Annotated in this window: 16 protein-coding genes; 14 read left to right on the plus strand and 2 right to left on the minus strand. The window is 43.0% G+C overall.

The window, feature by feature from the left end; translation table 11 throughout:
- The first annotated feature begins 57 nt into the window (after positions 1-57).
- Together FHS68_RS19885 and FHS68_RS19890 are read left to right on the plus strand one after the other, a co-directional pair.
- A complete protein-coding gene (locus tag FHS68_RS19885) occupies positions 58-486 on the plus strand; it encodes a BrxA/BrxB family bacilliredoxin (protein ID WP_167273932.1) in 429 nt (142 codons plus the stop codon).
- A 90-nt stretch (positions 487-576) separates the two neighbouring features.
- Positions 577-1,686, plus strand: a complete 1,110-nt coding sequence (locus FHS68_RS19890; RefSeq protein ID WP_167273935.1) for a vWA domain-containing protein — start codon at positions 577-579, stop codon at positions 1,684-1,686.
- A 6-nt stretch (positions 1,687-1,692) separates the two neighbouring features.
- On the opposite strand, the gene FHS68_RS19895 is transcribed toward FHS68_RS19890, so the two are convergent.
- Entirely contained in the window at positions 1,693-4,167 is a 2,475-nt protein-coding gene (locus FHS68_RS19895) for a PIG-L family deacetylase (protein WP_167273938.1), read from the minus strand.
- Between the two features lie 26 nt (positions 4,168-4,193).
- Positions 4,194-4,820 carry a 4'-phosphopantetheinyl transferase family protein gene (locus FHS68_RS19900; RefSeq protein WP_167273940.1) on the minus strand — a complete coding sequence of 209 codons (627 nt, stop codon included), beginning with the start codon at positions 4,818-4,820 and terminating at the stop codon, positions 4,194-4,196.
- Positions 4,821-4,877: 57 nt separating this feature from the next.
- On the opposite strand from FHS68_RS19900, the gene FHS68_RS19905 reads away from it, so the two are divergent.
- The 12 genes from FHS68_RS19905 (at position 4,878) to FHS68_RS19960 (ending at position 16,020) form a co-directional block, all read left to right on the plus strand.
- On the plus strand, positions 4,878-6,593 hold the full coding sequence (locus FHS68_RS19905; RefSeq protein WP_167273943.1) for a C45 family autoproteolytic acyltransferase/hydrolase: 1,716 nt from the start codon (positions 4,878-4,880) through the stop codon (positions 6,591-6,593).
- Positions 6,590-7,849, plus strand: coding sequence for a flexirubin biosynthesis putative acyl-CoA ligase FlxY (gene flxY / locus FHS68_RS19910; protein WP_229211982.1), 1,260 nt, complete (start codon positions 6,590-6,592; stop codon positions 7,847-7,849). The genes FHS68_RS19905 and flxY overlap by 4 nt, the downstream gene beginning before the upstream one ends.
- Positions 7,850-7,884: 35 nt before the next feature.
- Positions 7,885-8,499 carry a hypothetical protein gene (locus tag FHS68_RS19915; RefSeq protein WP_167273945.1) on the plus strand — a complete coding sequence of 205 codons (615 nt, stop codon included), beginning with the start codon at positions 7,885-7,887 and terminating at the stop codon, positions 8,497-8,499.
- Positions 8,500-8,525: 26 nt separating this feature from the next.
- Entirely contained in the window at positions 8,526-9,158 is a 633-nt protein-coding gene (locus FHS68_RS19920; RefSeq protein ID WP_167273948.1) for a hypothetical protein, read from the plus strand.
- Positions 9,159-9,293: 135 nt separating this feature from the next.
- On the plus strand, positions 9,294-10,022 hold the full coding sequence (locus FHS68_RS19925) for a YdcF family protein (protein ID WP_310588610.1): 729 nt from the start codon (positions 9,294-9,296) through the stop codon (positions 10,020-10,022).
- 6 nt (positions 10,023-10,028) lie between these two features.
- Positions 10,029-11,087 carry a methyltransferase gene (locus FHS68_RS19930; RefSeq protein ID WP_167273951.1) on the plus strand — a complete coding sequence of 353 codons (1,059 nt, stop codon included), beginning with the start codon at positions 10,029-10,031 and terminating at the stop codon, positions 11,085-11,087.
- A 42-nt stretch (positions 11,088-11,129) separates the two neighbouring features.
- The gene (locus FHS68_RS19935; RefSeq protein WP_167273954.1) at positions 11,130-11,612 is read left to right on the plus strand and encodes a hypothetical protein; all 483 of its coding nucleotides are present in this window, start codon (positions 11,130-11,132) and stop codon (positions 11,610-11,612) included.
- A 21-nt stretch (positions 11,613-11,633) separates the two neighbouring features.
- Entirely contained in the window at positions 11,634-12,536 is a 903-nt protein-coding gene (locus tag FHS68_RS19940; protein WP_167273956.1) for a hypothetical protein, read from the plus strand.
- Positions 12,537-12,587: 51 nt separating this feature from the next.
- A complete protein-coding gene (gene darB, locus FHS68_RS19945; RefSeq protein WP_167273959.1) occupies positions 12,588-13,730 on the plus strand; it encodes a dialkylresorcinol biosynthesis protein DarB in 1,143 nt (380 codons plus the stop codon).
- Between the two features lie 99 nt (positions 13,731-13,829).
- Positions 13,830-14,228: a flexirubin biosynthesis protein DarG gene (gene DarG / locus FHS68_RS19950; protein WP_167273962.1), complete on the plus strand. Its 399-nt coding sequence runs from the start codon at positions 13,830-13,832 to the stop codon at positions 14,226-14,228.
- A gap of 4 nt (positions 14,229-14,232) precedes the next feature.
- Positions 14,233-15,264: a BtrH-related acyltransferase DarH gene (gene darH, locus FHS68_RS26700; protein WP_167273964.1), complete on the plus strand. Its 1,032-nt coding sequence runs from the start codon at positions 14,233-14,235 to the stop codon at positions 15,262-15,264.
- 6 nt (positions 15,265-15,270) lie between these two features.
- A complete protein-coding gene (locus tag FHS68_RS19960) occupies positions 15,271-16,020 on the plus strand; it encodes an ABC transporter ATP-binding protein (protein ID WP_167273968.1) in 750 nt (249 codons plus the stop codon).

Consider the following 16,020-nt stretch of genomic DNA (forward strand, 5'->3'; position numbering starts at 1 on the left):
CTAACAGCCAATCGCTAAAAGCTAAAAAACAAAACGATAACTTAAAACAACAAGAATATGTACCCACCACAATTAGTGGCCCCAATGAAAGCCGAGTTGGTTAATGTTGGTTTTCAAGACCTTACCTCTGCTGAGGAAGTTGACAATTTTATGCAGAATACAAAAGGAACAGCTTTGGTTGTTATCAACTCAGTATGTGGCTGCGCGGCAGGCGCTGCGCGTCCGGGTGTGAGAGCGGCTTTGACAAGAAGCGATATCAAACCGGATCACCTGGCTACGGTTTTCGCGGGTGCTGACTTAGAGGCTACCGCCAAAATGCGCGAGTATACATTGCCTTATCCTCCGTCGTCACCAGCCGTGGCTCTTTTTAAAGATGGGGAATTGATCCATTTCGTGGAGCGTCATCACATTGAAGGCCGTTCAGCTGAAATGATTGCACAACATTTGCAAATGGCATTTGAAGAATTCTGTGCTGAGGAGGCATAATTTCGCCAGGTCTAATTAATAACGGCTACTTTCGAATAACTCAGAGAGTAGCCGTCTCTTTTTTCAATACCTTTTCAATATTTCTCTACAATGCGGGGACATCGTTTTTCGAAATTCATACCAGCGGAGCAAGGCGTAAATAGCAAATTTGATCAGCTGTTCGATATTTTCCAGCAATTGCTGTTAATGACTTCTGGAGATGTAAGCGAAGCTATGTCTTGGCTTAGCGAGCTCGACCGCCAATACACCTTGACGAATGATTCGTATGGTATCGGCGATTTTTTTGACGACCTGAAAAAGAAAGGTTATATCACTGAAGAAAAGGAAGAAGGAAAGAGTAAGATTGTAATGACACCCAAAGCCGAAAAAAGCATCCGGAAAAGTGCTCTGGATGAAATATTTGGAAAACTCAAAAGATCAAAAACAGGCGGAAACCATCATACGCCGCATTTGGGTGTGGGAGACGAGCTAAGCAGCGACATCCGCGACTTTCAGTTTGGTGATACGCTCGATCAGATCGCCATGACTGAATCCATCAAAAATGCACAGGTCAATCACGGTATAGGTGATTTTATGCTGATGGAAAATGACCTGGAAGTCGTTGAACGGGAACAAAAAACAACGACTGCGACTGTCGTAATGATCGATATTAGCCACTCGATGATTTTATATGGAGAAGATCGGATCACACCTGCCAAAAAAGTTGCGCTTGCATTGGCTGAGTTAATAAGAAGCAAATATCCAAAGGATTCATTGGACATTATCGTCTTTGGAAATGACGCCTGGCAGATCCAGATCAAAGACTTGCCTTATCTGGAAGTAGGCCCTTACCATACCAACACGGTAGCCGGGCTCGAACTTGCAATGGACATTTTACGCCGCAAAAAAACCCGTAACAAGCAGATTTTCATGATAACCGACGGTAAACCGACGTGTTTGAAAGAAGGTATCCGCTACTACAAAAACAGTTTTGGCCTTGACAGAAAGATCATAAATAAAACCCTGACATTGGCAGCGCAGTGTCGTCGACTGGATATTCCGGTCACAACCTTCATGATTGCGACCGATCCCTACTTGAAACAGTTTGTGCAGAATTTCACGCAAGTTAACAATGGCCGTGCCTATTACAGCAACCTGCAAGGACTGGGCGGATTTGTATTGGAAGATTTTCAGCGCAATCGCAGAAAGAACGTCAAGTAACGCTTATTACTTTTTACCAATAGAAATCATATTCGCAAATAACCGGTACGCTCCGGTAACACCTGCTGGCAGCTCGCGAAAGAAGGATAATCCTGTATAAATGTAATGTCCCTTACCATATTGGGCATAGAGTACACTGCCATCTTTTGGGGTTTCATCTTTGTCATTTGCTGAAAAAATCGCTTGATAGTCTTTCTTATCCCACTTCTGGGCAAAGTATAGCCCTCTCTCCTGGATCCAACCCTGGAAATCTTTTTCAGTGATTTTATTGGGGTAGTTCAAAAGCGGGCTTTCGGGATTCAATGGGCGCATTTCAGCATCTTCTTCTGTAACTCTTTCCCTGCCAAGCTCAATGTTAAATGGCCCGATCTTCTTTACTTTCAGAGCAGGTATGGTGTATTGAACGACCATTGTCCCGCCATTTTTAACATAATCCATTAATTTCTCTTGATAATTGGGCAGATAATCTTCTGTATTGTAAGCCCGCACACCCACAACAATGGCATCAAAACCATCCAAGTTTTTGGACAAACCTGCCTCATTGAGCATGGTTACCTGACAATCCATCTGGCGTAAGGCTGTGGGTACATCATCCCCGGCGCCAGCAATGTAGCCAATGTTCTTCGCGGTGGTTTTTACATCAATTTTTGCCAACCTTGCTTCGGATACGGGAAAAATGGTTTGACTCGGGATATGCGGATATGCAATGGTTTTAATCGATTTGTCGTAGGTTTTTCCGTCAATTGTCGCAATAGCTTTAACCGTAATTTCTTGATTACCAACTGGTGGTGTGATCAGAAATGTGAAAGATTGTTGCTGATATTTGTTAGGCAGATCGAAGTCGGCGGATTCGGGAACCGACTTCCAACCAACAGCCAGTTGTAAACTCACGGAGCCTTTCACCTGATCATGTTGTGCCTGCACAACCATTGTAATCGTTTTCGGATCTGCGGAGGAGAAGATGTAAACGGGTTCAATAATACTTGCGGTCACCGCCGGCCTAATTTCAAACGGTCGATAAATTTCTCCGTCCGCAGGATCTGTAAATTTGTAGATCCAGGGTCGTGTTATGCTGAATATTTGCCCGCCGATCTCGAAATTAAAAGTTGTCTTTGTTTCAGGCCTATTCTCGGGATAACCTATATCCTGCTGATTATCAATCTGAAATGTTCCTTTTTCCAATGGTTTTTCAAGCCAGTAGGGTTGACTGATTTTCAGGTTCGAGGGCAAAGTGGGCTTAGATTGAAAGGAATAAATGTTATTGATATTCAAAGTGAGATTTGACAGGCTGTCTTGCCCTTTTCCTGTGAAATTCATTGAAATAAGCTTGACCGGATAGTCGGATCTCTTTACGACTGAGATGCGAACAGATACATTATCGCCGGCAACAGCAGAAAAATTATCCGGATTGGTTTCAAACCACAAGCCCGCACATTGCAGGATCAAATCCTTAACTTCATCTATTTTTGCTTTGATATATGTGTCAGAAGAATCGAGCTTACTCAGTTCTGCATTCACTTTCAGCAAGTCGGGGATTGATGCAGACGGTTTGCTGACGGAGAAATTTTTGATAGTCTGAGAAACCAGCGTTTGTATCTTTTCGCCTCCCTTAATTCTTTTCCAGGAAGTATCAACGCCATCAAAAAGGCTTTTTTCGGCTTGTTGCCCTGCTTTGTGTAAGAAATAATCTGTTCGCAATCCGCGCTGGGGTGAACTGCCAAAACCCTGGCTTTTGTGCTGACTACGACTTTGCGCAGCGATTTCGGTATATGATTTTCCTAGAACAGGATTGAAACCACCGATTTCAATGGAAATGTATGGGTTCTTTTCTTCGGTAGGTTGATTATTGGTAAAATTGGGTGTGTAACTGTTCCAAACCACTCGTTTTGCCTGCCAGGGTTTTACAAATTTGAGCTGCTCCGGATATGCTTTGGGATCTGCTGCCAGCCCGAAACCTTCTTCCGCCAGATATGCTGAAGTCTGATGGTGTCCGTGGCCAGCGCGTGGATCGGGCGGGAATCTGGTGATGATCACGTCCGGACGAAACTTGCGGATCATCCACACCACATCGCCCAATACCTTGTCCTTGTCCCAAAAATTCAATGTTTCCTCCCGCGTTTTTGAAAAACCAAAATCGTAGGCCCTGGAAAAAAACTGCTGTGCGCCGTCGATCCTTCTCGCTCCCAATAATTCCTGCGTCCTGATCACGCCAATGTTGTATCCTTGTTCAGCGCCAATCAGGTTTTGACCGCCATCTCCACGGGTTAGTGAAAGATAGCCAGTTCTAACCAACTGATCTTTCGACAGATACGAGAGCATTAAAGTATTCTCATCATCGGGATGCGCGGCAATGTAAAGCACCGAACCCAGCACATTAAGCTTCCTAATATTTTGAAAAATTTCACTCGAAGAAAGTGAAGGAACTTGGGCAGATAATTTTAATGTGAAGAGGAGTAGGAGGAAGAAGGAAAATCTCTGCATGTCAATTTAGATTATGGTGGTAATGTTCAAATGGTCCAGGTAAGGACATAATCATCAAAATTTTCATACTGCACACGGACCATTTCAGAACGATTTTGATTTATTAGGTTAACTTCAATCAGGCCTTTTTGGTTGCCTGAAAATGAGTTAGTGAGGATATGTTTTTTTAAATCCAGATCCAGGTTACCCGCATATTTAAAAACGGATTCCTTTGCCGACCAAATGGTGTGGAGCAGAACGTTGTTTTCAAGATCTGCCCAATCCATTTCTGTTTCGTGCAAAAAGTAATCGGCGCCTTTTGCAATTGACAGTTTAAGTTTCTGAATGTCAATGCCAACCGGGTTATTTTTGTCCAGATACACCGTCACATACGAACCGGAATGCGACATGGAAATCGACGTTTCATCGCCAAGAATAAAAGGTTTTCGATGATCGTCGTAACCTATCTCCACATTTCGTTTCATCATGTTGTTCAGGAGAACGCGGCAGGCGAGCCACTCCTGTTTCCTAATATCGGTCTTTTTCTCATCGAAGACTTTCTGATCTGCGACTGACAAATGGAGTAAATTCCGCATTTCTTCCCAGGTTTCGGTGACCTGCCAAAGTCCGAGCAATGCATCTTCTGAAATCCTTTTTATATAACTGATCCCCATTATTGTTAATTTTGATACCTCAGCAGGCGCATTGCACACAGCCTGTTCTAACCTGATATGTGGCCTAAGAATAAAATAGCACGCAACGTTCTCAAATCCTTCCTTATTTTTTTCCTGGTGATCGGATTATTGTTTGGGTTATTCCTTTGGCGAATCCATGTTCCCGCACCCAAGCTTGAAAGTACTAAAACTACCGAAAGTTACAAACGCGTAAAGGTGGCAGAAAACCATTATGCGATCGGAAATTGCTGGCTTAAAAAGAATAAATACGGCATTTGGGAAATGTACCTGGAAGGCGCACCTTATGAACGAGGGCTGATCTACGGCATTCTCGCAAAAGAGTTAATGGAAAAACAGGAGGTGCATTTTGTAAGTCAGATCAGAGAATTGATTCCCAGTAGATTTTTTTTACAGGTTTTGAAAGGATTTGTTGGCTGGTTCAACAGGGATATTTATAAATATATTCCCGAGGAAAATCAGCAGGAAATTTATGGCGTATCCCAATCATTTTCAGACCGGTTCAATTACATCGGCCCCAAATATTACAGGATCCTGAACTACCACGCGGCACACGATATCGGGCATGCGCTCGCAGACCTGAATATGGTGGGCTGTACTTCATTTGCCGTGAACCACGCATTGTCAAAAGATTCCACATTGCTGATCGCCCGGAATTTCGACTTTTACATGGGCGATGCCTTTGCAGAAGATAAGCTGATCGTTTTCTTGAAACCCGATAAGGGATATAAATATGCTTCTTATGCCTGGGCAGGTCTTACAGGTGTTGTGTCCGGCATGAATGAAAAAGGCATCACAGTAACCTTGAACGCATCCAAATCGGACATGCCATTCACGGCAAAAGAGCCGATATCGATCCTGGCCCGGCAGATTTTACAATATGCGGGAACAATCGAAGAAGCGAACCGCATTGCGGCTAAAAGCGAAACTTTCGTATCCGAATCACTGCTGATTGGGTCTGCGGCTGACGATAAGGCCGTCATCATTGAAAAATCACCGCAAAAAATGGATGTTTACGATTCCGGCAAGGATTACCTCGTTTGCGCCAATCATTATCAGGGCAGTGCATTCATGAATGATTCTGTCAACATTGAGAACATTAAGGATACCGATTCCAAATCGCGGTTTGATCGCATGACGCAACTCATGGGCCGGTCGTATCCAATGGATGTTCAGGGCGCTGCGGCTATTTTGAGGGATAAAGATGGCGTTGACGACAAATTCATAGGTTATGGTAACTCCAAGTCCCTAAACCAATTGATTGCACATCATGGAATTCTATTCAAGCCGAAAAAGAAGGAAATGTGGATTTCAACACCGCCTTATCAGCTTGGTGAATTCATTTGCTACAATCTTGGAGACTCATTTTCGGGAGAAGCAGCATTGGGAAGTATTGATTCATTGCAAATTAAGGAAGATCCGTTTGTAAAATCCATTGACTATAAAAAGTTTGAGGCATTCAAAGAGGTAAGGCATCGGATCAGCAAGTATGTGCTACTGGATGTTCCTTTTGAGCTCTCATCTTCCGCGGAAAAGGCATTTGTAGCCAATAATCCCAGGAGTTATCTCACTTATTTGTCATTGGGCGATTATTTTAAGAAGAAAGAAAGCTTTAAAAAAGCAATAACCTATTACGAGCAAGCTTTGAAGCACGACGTATCCTCATTAAATGAAGAAAGCGAGATCAGGCGGCGGATTGCTGAATGTAAAAAGTTTAAGTATGCATTATTTTCTTCCAAACCCGATTCTAAATGACCGATATGCACCATGATACCCCTGAGCATAGGCTAAAACATTTGTTATCCTATGTCGGAGATCATTCGCCACATTATCAAAAGGTTTTTCTGGAACATCGTATAGACATTGATTCGATCGTCATTGCCGGAGACCTTGTAAAGCTGCCGTTTACAACGAAAGATGATTTGGCTGCCGCGAACGATGATTTTTTATGTGTACCAAAAAGCAGGGTCGCCGATTTTGTGACCACATCCGGCACATTAAGCGACCCGGTCGCATATTACCTGACCGACTCGGATATCGAGAGATTGGCAACCAATGAGGCGGAATCATTCAAATGTGCAGGCGGGAGCGAAACGGATATTTACCAGCTCATGACCACGATAGACCGCCGTTTTATGGCTGGTCTGGCTTACTGGATGGGAGCGAGAAAGATGGGGGCCGGAATGATCCGGGTAGGGCCAGGTGCTCCTTTTTTGCAGTGGGAGTCGATACAGCGTTTTTTCCCGACAGTTATCATTGCGATTCCATCATTCATTCCAAGGTTGATTGACTATGCGACTGCCAATAATATTGATTTTCAATCTTCCAGCATTAAGTCGATTATTTGCATTGGTGAACCGATCCGAAACCCTGATTTTACATTGAATGAATTAGGTAAAAGAATTACTTCTCAATGGAATGTGAAATTGTATTCGACTTATGCTTCCACCGAAATGGGCGCAGCATTCACCGAATGTGAAGAAGGAAAAGGAGGACATTTAAACCCGGACCTTCTGATTCTGGAAGTAGTGGACGAGAACGGGAATGCAGTAAAGGAAGGTGGATTGGGTGAGGTGGTGGTGACCACGCTTGGGGTGGAGGGAATGCCGCTTCTACGTTACAAGACCGGCGACTTATGTCATGTTTATTATGGTCCCTGCAACTGCGGTCGGACAAGTCCGAGGTTGGGGCCGGTAGTGGGGAGAAAACAGCAAATGATCAAGTTTAAAGGCACAACGATTTTCCCGCCTGCGCTTTTCGATGTGCTTGATATGGTGAAGGAAATTGACTTGTATCAGGTAGTAGTTTCAAAAAATGAGTACGGTAATGACGAAATTACGGTGCTTCTGCCTATGAATTTACAAACGGCAGTTTTCAAGGAAATGCTTCACTCTTTATTCAAATCGAGACTTCGTGTGACGCCAATTTTTGACTTCGTTACCGCTGAAGAACTTACCTTCCGAATATACAAACAGGAGAAACGCAAACCTGAAAAATTAATCTATATTTGAAGCCTTTATTACCATTTTAAAATCAAATTACTACAATGAAAAAGTATATCTACGCTCCCCTTTTGGCCATTTTGGCAATGTTTTCCCAAGTTTCCCATGCACAAAGAGTTGAACTGAAATCCGGCGATCTCGATGCTTTGTCAGGTCAGAAAGTAGTGAATATCGAGTACGATTATTCCCAGTTTGGCGTAGGGAAGTTTGCAACCGAGCAAGAATATCTCGATAAAAAATCGGCCGAGTACAATGCCAAAGAAGCTGGCCGCGGCGATAACTGGAAAAAATCCTGGGTAGCCGACCGGAAAGCACGCTACGAACCGAAGTTCGAAGAACTTTTTAATAAAGGAATGGAGGACAAAGGCCTGCAGGTTGTTCAATCGCGGCCGGATGCCAAATACACATTTATCGTCCATACCAACTTTGTAGAACCGGGTTTTAATGTAGGTGTAATGCGTAAAAATGCTTATGTAGACTATACCATTGACCTGGTTGAATCGGCTAGTAAAACGAGTAAGGTTGCAGAGTTGGGTATGCGGAATGTGCCGGGAAGCATGGCCATGGGGATGGATTTTGATACAGGCGCGCGTTTGGCCGAATCATATGCAAAAGCAGGAAAAACGCTCGCATCGTTCCTTGATAAAAAACTCAAATAATCAATGTTCCTAAATAGTCTCTAATCATGAAAAAAATGTTATTCTTTGCCCTTTTACTGTTAGGTGCCGGATCTGTTTCGGCAGACAATACCATGGCGGATCTTTTCGCCGGAAAAACGAAACTTGTGTTTCTTGGATTGGATTTTACCCAGGCCAAATATGTTGGCGCAATAGGCTTTACTGATCCCGCTGCCATTCAAAACCAGCATATGGTGAGCTGGAACAACCTGATCGAAATGGAGCCTAAGAAGTTTTCACTTCAGAAAGCATTCAATCTTAAAGACGATATGTATGCTTCCAAAGTAGAGGATATGATCAGTTACAACAAATCAGTAAATGTTAAAGAGAACATTACTGAGTCGGAATATGCCATTACGGAAGATCAGGTCAAAAAATCGGTTGCCAAATATTCATTGAGCGAAAAAGACGGTGTCGGCGTCGTCTACGTGGTCGAATCACTGAACAAGATCACCGAAAAACTGAACGTTTGGGTGACTTTCATCGACCTGAAAACCAAGAAAGTACTTTATACCGAAAAAGTAGAAGGTAAGGCTGGTGGCTTTGGATTCAGGAATTACTGGGCCGGTGGTGTTTACAAGGTGAATCAGGAAATAGGCTCTAAACTCTATAAAAAATGGAGCAAGTCTTATAAAGCGTAGAAAATGAATAGAATTGTTTATTTTTAAAAATCAGATTTTATTACCGATACCATAGCATTTTTTTGTAAGCTGTGATTTGTTTGCCGGTTTGGTGAACGCTTCACAGCTTACTGTTTAAACTGATAACCCAATATTGTGCGATTCAGGCCTTTGATCTTCTCGTTGCTCATTTCACTTCTTCTTTCAGGGTGTGGCAAAATGCTTTATCGGGCGGCCGATAAGGCTTTTCAGAAAGGTGTCAAGGATCAGCCATACGACGCAATCATCGTTCCCGGATTTCCTTACAATGGTCAAAAATGGGATATGGTGCTGCAAATGAGGATCCATTGGGCCTATTATCTGTATTCAAAAGGCTTCACCAAAAACATTATTTTTTCAGGTTCTTCCGTTGCCACTCCCTACATTGAAAGCAGGGTGATGGCCACATATGCCGAAGCGCTGGGTGTTCCAAAGGAACATTTATTCACAGAGGAAAGGGCGCAGCACAGCACCGAAAATGTATATTACTCTTACAGGCTTGCAAAAGACAATGGCTTTACAAAAATTGCGTTGTCCACCGACCCTATCCAGAACAGTTACATGCGCAGGTTTATCAAACGGTTTGACTTGCCCATCGGATTGATGCCAACAGTAATCGACACACTTAAAATATTGAATCTTTATGAACCCAAAATTGATCTGACGCATACAAAAAGAGCGGATTTTCAAAAGCTATCAGATAGGGAGAATTTTTTCGAGCGTTTCAGGGGAACAATGGGAAAATACATCGAGTGGCATGAGGAGGACCTTAAAACGAAAAAACTGCGACGCAAATACAAAAACAGGATCGTACCCTCTTCTGCAAAGAAAAAAGAACCTCAATAGTTTAAAATGAAAACAGAATTGTCGGCCGTTGAGGCCAAGTATGAAGCACAAAAAATAGCGTTCGGGCCGATGTATTTTCAGTCGGTTATTGCGCTGAGGGATTTGGGGATTTTACAGTTTATAAACAGCAATCGCAAAGGGGTTAGCATCGGTACAATAATTGAAGAACTGCCGGTTTCAGAATATGCGGTGAACCTGCTTCTTGAGGCGGCTGAAATCTTAGGGGTGGTTGAGATTGAAGAAGGCGTTATTAAAATTAGTAAGATCGGGTTCTTTCTCTTGAAAGATGAAATGACCCGGGTCAATATGAATTTCATGAATGACGTGTGCTATCTGGGTGCCAAAAGCATGACGGAAAGCTTCGTCAAAGGAAAGCCGGAGGGATTGAAAGTGCTGGGCGATTGGCCAACCATTTACGAAGGGTTATCCATACTCCCGGAGCCAGCCAAAACTTCCTGGTTTGACTTTGATCACTATTATTCGGACAATGCTTTTCCGAATGCATTAAAAATCGTTTTCAAGAAAAATCCAAAGATGCTCTTTGACATTGGAGGAAACACTGGGAAATGGTCGTTTGCATGCTGTAGACACGACAGCCAGGTGGCAATCAAAATATTGGATCTGCCCGTTCAACTTAATGTTGCCAAAGCCAATGCAGCTGAAAAAGGACTGCTTGAAAGGATTGATTTTCACCCGATTGACTTACTTGATACTGAGCAAAAAATACCTCAGGGCGCAGATGTGATCTGGATGAGCCAGTTTCTGGATTGTTTTTCTGAGGAACAAATAGTACAAATCCTCGAAAATGCATGCCAGGCTGCGTCAGAAGACACTACCCTGTTTATCCTGGAACCATTTTTTGATAACCAGAATTATCCTGCTGCCCATTACAGTTTGGTAGCAACATCATTGTATTTCACGATTATGGCAAATGGTAATAGTAAAATGTACCGTATTGGGGTTATGAAAGAACTGGTTTGCAGGGCAGGTTTCGATGTGGTTGAAATTTATCCGTTGATCGGGGATAGTTACCATACCATTCTGGAATGCAGGAAAAGAGCGTGAGGAAAATCCTTTTCGATCAAGCATTCGTAAATAATTAGTAATATGAAAAGGGTAGTTATCATTTACTTTTTAAGTCTCCTGACTTTAAGTACGTCAGGACTGGCCCAGGCTGACAAGAATGCTTTTTACAAGGCATTTTCTAGCGGGGAGGAAGCGACAATTAATAAAGTGCTGGCAAGCCTGGAAAGTGAAGAAGCCACATCGAGGGTTAATGCTTACAAAGGTGCTTTGACCATGAAAAAGGCGGGTTTTGTGAAGGGAGTTGGAGGTAAGCTCAAAACCTTTAAAAACGGTGTCCATTTGCTTGATGACGAGATTAAAAGCAATCCCACCAACGCGGAATTCAGGTTTCTTAGGCTCACTATCCAGGAAAATGCACCGGGCATTTTAAAATATAACAAAGAACTTAACGAGGATAGGCAGGCCATTGTAAAAGGTTACAGCCAGCTGGATCGTAAACTAAAATCTGTAATTACAGACTATGCCAAAGATTCAAAAATTTTGAAGGAAGCCGATTTGAAGTAATTGAATAAATGGATTGATTAAATGGGAAAAGTACTCGTCGTTAACTACTCGCAATCCGGACAGTTGCATGAGATCATCAGTAATTTTTTAGCGCCCTTCGACCCTTCGCAAATTGAGAGATTAATTATAAAGCCGGTAAAGCCCTTACACTTTCCCTGGAAAAGTGAGGTGTTTTATGACACCATGCCAGAATGTGTCTTAGAGGAAGCAATTCAATTAGAGCCTATTAGTTATGGCTCGGAGAAGTATGATCTCATTGTGATTGGTTACCAGCCCTGGTTCCTGTCACCATCCTTACCCATCACGGCACTCCTCCAAGATCCCGCATTTCAGAACAAAATGAACGGAACTCCGATTGTAACCATCATAGGAGGAAGAAATATGTGGCTAAATTCTCAGGAAAGCATCAAAAAATACATCCGTAAAGCCGGTGGTACTTTAGTCGGTAATATTCCCTTAATGGATCGCGAGCCAAATCTGGTCAGTGTACTTACTATTTTCCACTGGATGCTGACCGGGCGCAAAGAGCGAAAATGGAACCTCCTGCCTATGCCGGGAGTAAGTAAGAGCGATATCGACGGCGCCGGCCGGTTTGGTACAATCGTGAGTAATGCGCTCAAAACGAATGAATTCACAAATCTGCAAAAACAGATACTTTCTCTGGGCTTAATTAATATTCCTACCGACATTTGGTTTATCGAAATGCGCGGGAAGAAGATTTTTAAGATATGGGCGGGGCTGATCAAGAAAAAAGGAACCACACCCGAGAAGCGGAAATTTTTCGTCAATTTGTTTAAATATTACTTACTAATAGCTCTTTTTGTAGCATCTCCGATCATATTGACATTCTATTTCGTTTTGATAGCGCCTTTTAGCCAAAGTAAAATAAAGAAGGAAAAAGACTATTTTTACGGAGTGGGCTAGTAGAAGAATTTAGAGCACATGAACTTAATAGAGTCAATACTTACCAGTACAATGTCAGAAGCATACATTACCAGAGCTGCTAAATTTCTTCCGAATGAATCCATACCCAATGAGGAAATGGAGCAGTATTTAGGATTTATAAACGGCAAACCCTCCAAATCAAAATCGATCGTTTTAAGGAATAACAGGATTAAGAGCCGATATTACGCTTATACGAGGGAAGGAGAGCCGACACATACCAATGCCGAAATGGCCGCCCTGGCGGTCAACAACCTGTTTGCTTCTGATCCTGAGAAGATCAAGAAGGTTGACTTGCTAAGTTGCGGAACGTCCAGCCCCGATCAGATCATGCCTTCTCACGGGGTGATGATCCATGGTTGGCTGCCTGAAACAGGTACGATTGAGGTGGTTTCGCCGTCCGGTGTTTGCTGTGCTGGTATGCATGCGCTGAAATATGCGTACATGTCCATTAAGTTGAAAGATAAGAAAATGGCTGTTGTTGCGGCTTCCGAGCGGTTTTCGCCTTCTTTGCGTGCAGAGCAGTTTGAGGAGGAAGTGCAGCAATTAATCCGCCTTGAACAAAATCCATATGTATCGTTTGACAAAGATTTCTTGCGCTGGATGCTTTCTGATGGTGCGGGGGCTTTCTTGGTTGAAGGCGAACCGAATCCAAATGGCCTGTCCCTTAGAATTGAATGGATTGAGGGGTGTTCATTCGCCAATGAAGAGGAGGCTTGTATGTATATGGGTGCACACAAGCTGGAAGACGGGACTTTAAAAAGCTTCAAGGATTTCTCCAATGAAGAGATTCTTGAAAAGTCAATTTTTAGCATTAAGCAAGATGTCAAGTTGTTAAGTGAAAAAATTGTAAAACTTGGGTTTTCAAACCTGAAAAGTATCCTGGACGAAAAAGGAGTGGCAATGGATGATGTCGATTATTTCCTGCCACACATTTCATCTTATTTTTTTGAAAGTAAAATAGAAGATGCCATGATTGAAATTGGAATTCCCGTCCCCAAAGAAAAATGGTTTACGAATCTTGCGTCTTTGGGAAATGTGGGAGCGGCATCTATTTATATGATGGTTGAAGAAATATTTAATTGCGGATTGCTTAAAAAAGGCGAAAAGATCCTGTTAGCAGTGCCTGAAAGTTCAAGATTCTCATATATGTTCTGTTTGCTGACAGTTTGCTGATCGCATGGCAGCTAGAGGAAACAGGTGACAATGGAGAATATATTTTTGTTAACTTGATGTATTAATCCAACCAAATTTCTGTTTTGAATCCCTGTCGACATGAAAAAGGAAGATTTACCACAAGAGCCCGGCCCACTTTCCAGATTGACCCGGGAATTGTGCTATGTCAAAAATGAAGAGGGAAAGTATGAGACTGCATTGAGCAATGGCTGGGACGTGAAAAAGGATGCGCTCGACAGTGCCTGGGTTGGAGTGAATGAACGGATTGAGGAAGCGAGACAAGCAGTATTCAATGGGGAAAAAAGCCCGATTTACTATTTTATGGAATTGAGATTAATGGATGTAGGAGTACTTTCAGGTTATACGGGATATTTTAGCATCTTCACGAAGAGACATTTAAAACCCTCTGTTTTCAAGAATCTCAGCGAACGCAAATTGGCTAAATACGCCAGTGCTTTTGACATTACTGTAAGTGAGTTGAAAAATTTTAAAGGTTGAAACAGTGAATATTGATACCCCGACTGACGCATTTCGTCATATACAGACAGCGCATTGCGAAAATGGAGTAACAACTGCTTTGCTCCGCCATCAAGGTTTGGAATTTATGACCGAACCGCTTGCTTTTGGAATGGGTTCCGGCCTTTTTTACATTCAGATTCCCTTTCTTACGATAAATAACGGGCCGGCTATTTCTTTCAGGACTATGCCTGGGGCTATTTTTAAAAGAACATGCAAATCGCTGGGAGTAGAGGTTACCCGCAAGAAATTTAGCAATGCTGCTGCTGCTGAGGCATTTTTAGATTATAAAGTGAAAGAAGGCGTTCCTGTCGGCTGCCAGGTTGGCGTTTTCCACCTGACCTATTTCCCCAAAGAATATCGTTTCCATTTCAATGCACATAATTTGATTGTTTACGGACAGGATGAGGATCGCTATTTAATCAGCGATCCTGTTATGGAAGATGTAACGACGCTGACCCGCCCTGAGCTGACCCGCGTTCGTTTTGCGCAAGGGCCACTGGCTCCGAAAGGCCATATTTACTACCCCGAAAAAGTTAAACCAATTACTGATGAAATGATCCGTAAGGGCATTGTCAGCGGAATCCGCCGCAATGTGCGCGATATGCTGCGCATTCCGGGGAATTTTGCAGGTGTCAATGGAATCAGACATACTTCGGGGAACATTCGCAAATGGCGTGATAAGCTCGGTCTGAAAAAGGCAAGCTTATATCTCGGTCAAATTGTTCGGATGCAGGAGGAAATTGGCACAGGAGGCGGGGGATTCCGTTTTCTTTACGGGGCATTTTTGGAAGAAGCTGCGGCTTACATGCAGGATGACCGCATTGCCAACATTTCCGAGGATTTTACAAAAGCAGGAGATATGTGGCGCGCCAGTGCGATCAAAATGGCTGGTGTATATAAAGGAAGACTTACCGAACAAAAAGATTTCAATGAAATCGCCGATATGCTGCTAGATATCCGTCTGGTAGAAAAAGAAGCATTTCAAAAACTTTCCGGACTCAACCTGGGAAAGTGAGCACCTATGGAAATTCCCGTATGCATTGAAATCCAAAGCGTTTCAAAAAGATATAAATCTTCTCAAGAGAACAGCCTCACCGACGTTTCAATTGACATTGCTTGTGCCGATGTTTTCGGTTTGCTGGGGCCAAATGGTGCCGGGAAAACAACGCTTATCTCTATTCTCTGCGGCATCATTCCCCCAACTTCCGGCCAGGTTCATTATTATATGAACGGTTCACAGATCTCAGATGCCAAACGTAAAAGCAAAATAGGTTTTGTTCCACAGGAATACGCGTTTTACCAGGAACTAACGCCAAGGCAAAATCTGGATTACTTTGGAGCAATGTACAACATTTCCAAAAAAAGGCTGGAAGTCAGGCGTGAGGAGCTTCTTGAAATATTGGGTCTGGCGAAGTCCGCAGATAAAAAAGTCGGTACATTCTCGGGTGGGATGAAAAGGCGGATCAACTTGGCCATTGGCATCATTCATGAGCCTGAAATCCTATTTCTGGACGAACCTACCGTGGGGGTGGATGTGCAAAGCCGCAATGCCATTATCAGATATCTGCAATTGATCAACGAATCAGGCACTACTATCATTTACACATCCCATCACATGTCTGAGGCAGAAGAATTTTGCAAACACATTGCGCTCATTGATCATGGAAAGGTTATCGCTAAGGGTGAATTAGAAGGTTTGAAAGCTGCAAACCACGTTTCCAGTTTGCAATCCTTATTTATCAACCTCACTGGAGAGGAGTACAGGGATTAA

This window comes from Dyadobacter arcticus (genome assembly GCF_011762185.1).
Taxonomy (GTDB): domain Bacteria; phylum Bacteroidota; class Bacteroidia; order Cytophagales; family Spirosomataceae; genus Dyadobacter; species Dyadobacter arcticus.